Annotated in this window: 2 protein-coding genes and 1 pseudogene; 1 reads left to right on the top strand and 2 read right to left on the bottom strand. The window is 43.4% G+C overall.

The genetic code is table 11. The annotated features are described in order from the left end of the window. Positions 1-211: 211 nt before the first annotated feature. Positions 212-838, top strand: coding sequence for a hypothetical protein (locus tag CRG49_RS12665; protein WP_095502414.1), 627 nt, complete (start codon positions 212-214; stop codon positions 836-838). A 196-nt stretch (positions 839-1,034) separates the two neighbouring features. On the opposite strand, the gene CRG49_RS12655 is transcribed toward CRG49_RS12665, so the two are convergent. Together CRG49_RS12655 and CRG49_RS12650 are read right to left on the bottom strand one after the other, a co-directional pair. Next, entirely contained in the window at positions 1,035-1,397 is a 363-nt protein-coding gene (locus CRG49_RS12655) for a hypothetical protein (RefSeq protein ID WP_095502416.1), read from the bottom strand. Between the two features lie 1,019 nt (positions 1,398-2,416). Continuing rightward, positions 2,417-2,494, bottom strand: a pseudogene (locus tag CRG49_RS12650) (IS1595 family transposase); the annotation flags it as partial.

Here is a 2,494-nt window from a genome sequence, read left to right as displayed (position 1 = left end):
CCGCCGACCGAGAAAGACATTGGACTATGAGACACCGGGTGATCTGTTTTCAGCAGCCCTTGCCAATGGCATTTGAGCGTTGCACTTGAAATGCGAATGTAAGGCCGTCTGAAATACACTTTCAGACGGCCTTTGCCATAGGCGGGCATTCCGCTGCCCGTGTTAAGATTGGATTACCACATCTTCTCTTTTCACGAAACAGGAAACGCCCATGAAAAACAATCAAGCCGAATTGCTTGAGAACACCATCATCGCTGTTATTGTCGGATCTCTTTTTTTGATTCAAAACATCCCTCTGTTTGCAGCCTTATGCGTCTTGTTTTCCATCTGGAAACTATGGGAAAACCGTGCAGAAGTGGCAAAGGAATTTAAATGGACATGGCAGCTTTTTGTAACTTCAGCCATCGCGCTGTTCCTTGCCAAAATATCGGCCAACCATCATTTCAACAGCAAATACGGTATTTACCCGGAATATCTCAACCATTCGGTTACCGCATGGACAGCCGTTACCGCCTGCACGTTTTTGACACTTCGGCTTTTATCGAACTGCCTGAAATTTTTTCTCATCAGCCTCTGGGAAAAACGGCTTCTAAAATCCCTGAAAAACGGCATCTATGCAATCGCATTCTGCGTCATGTGGTATTTTCTTGCGATAGCTCATGACCAAGCCGTCAAATATGACCGATGGCTGCTGATGTTGGATACTTACCACTATTCGGATTGCCACCCAAACCAAGGCAGCTCTGCTATCCGTAAAAACAGAGAATCCTGCTACCGGTTCATATGGAAATTCCCCTTCGAATTGGAAATACAGGAATATCACTCACTCAAACCATGAGATGCAACCTTTGCACCCCAGATCCATAAGTAACCAAATGTTAACCTCGGATATTATCCATATAATCATCAGGTTGGTCATTGCTACAAGAATCATTTTTAAATCAATTTTCATTGAATAGCGGAATACGGCTATGGCTATACCCATAAGCTGGCTCAATATACCGATGGACAGTGCAGTCAGCCTTATCCAATCATCAAGCCCCATCACGCCCTCCCAAATAATACCCAACCATCCGCCGCTTCGTTTCCGCAAACTCCTCCGTACCGCGCTCGTCACTCATACTTTCGACATAATCGTCAAACGACTGACCATCTACTTCCATAATTACGCCGTTTGAAAGTTTCAGTTCGTCGATAAACCACAGCGAATGACGGCTATTAGAAGAAAACGGGTCTCCGCCATACAGACTGCATTCCTTTTTCACAAATTCCCATTTGTCGGCGATTTCTGCGTCTGTCCAGCCAGTCTGCTTCAGAATATAGTGTTCAGCCTGTTCAAGCGTGTCGAACAGATCGTGACGGTTGCCGTCGTGAGACACAAAATACTTGGTTTCCATTTCAACCCTCCTAAAAATAACTTTTGTCATTATTACAAACAGTCTGGTGTATAATGACTGCATCCATACTGAAACCCGCTTATCAAACGGGCTTGGGTCTGGATACAGACCGAAGACGGCATGCGAGGCCGTCTGAAAATGCGTGTTACCGGACACGCGTCAAAGAGCATTAACGCCCTACATCTGCCAATTAGAGGCAGTTTTATCAAGTCAAATTGTCAGTCAGGGCTTCTCCGCAGATTTGCCCAACATCGGGATACGTCCCGATTAAAAATACGTTCAACAGCCGCCTGTTACCGGACGCCACTGCGCTACCCGGATGCGCGGCTTTTTCTTTTGGGCGGTTGAATGCTGCCCGCAACCGTTTGTCCGATTTACCCAAAGGCTGTTACGCCTTTTCTACGCCTGCCGTTTCCGTTTTTCGGTAGTGAAGTCTGCAAAACTGCCCGATAAAAGGAATAGGCTCCGAAGGCCGGTTGCTACGTTAAATTCAGCCCCAAATGGTTTCCCCATACGACAACGACACAGACGGCGGTGCGGCACAGGCATTTAAAGGCTGGTTGTTAAAGAGCTTGTTATCGATATATTAGCCATAGGTAACATTATTTGCAAGAAAATATTAGCCTTAGCTAATATTTTACATTCTAATTACCGTATAACATTGAATTTAAATAACTTTATTTTTTGAAAAATAAAAGCCCCGAGAATTCGGGGCTTCATTCAAAAACTTCTATCATTTTCTTGAAACTTCAGCGAACAAGGCTTTCCTAATAGAGGAGAAAGTCAAATGACTTTTGATCTGATAAATTATAAAAACTGCTGCCAATAAGGCTACATACAATGGAAACACAACTGGGCTTAGAGCTTTTTCAAGCGAAGGAAAAATTGATAAAACGGGAGGCAATATAAATTTCAAAATTCCTGGGAAACCAAAGATTAAAAATAATGTCGCCCATATTGCTGGCCATTTATATTTCTGTTTTATCACTAATTTTATAGGGGCTTAGGAAGCAAAAATATTAAATTGGGTTATTTCGAAGCATCTTCATTAATATTTTACCTAAATCTTCATGCCGGTGGTTAAACCTAAACTCCGT

This window comes from Neisseria sp. N95_16, assembly GCF_002551535.2.
Taxonomy (GTDB): domain Bacteria; phylum Pseudomonadota; class Gammaproteobacteria; order Burkholderiales; family Neisseriaceae; genus Neisseria; species Neisseria brasiliensis.
This window is presented reverse-complemented; position numbering and strand designations above follow the sequence as displayed.

What these genes read in the sequence shown, in the direction of transcription:
- CRG49_RS12665 (WP_095502414.1), top strand. Translation starts at nt 212, where the DNA reads ATGAAAAACAATCAAGCCGAATTGCTTGAGAACACCATCATCGCTGTT.
- CRG49_RS12655 (WP_095502416.1), bottom strand. Translation starts at nt 1,397, where the DNA reads ATGGAAACCAAGTATTTTGTGTCTCACGACGGCAACCGTCACGATCTG.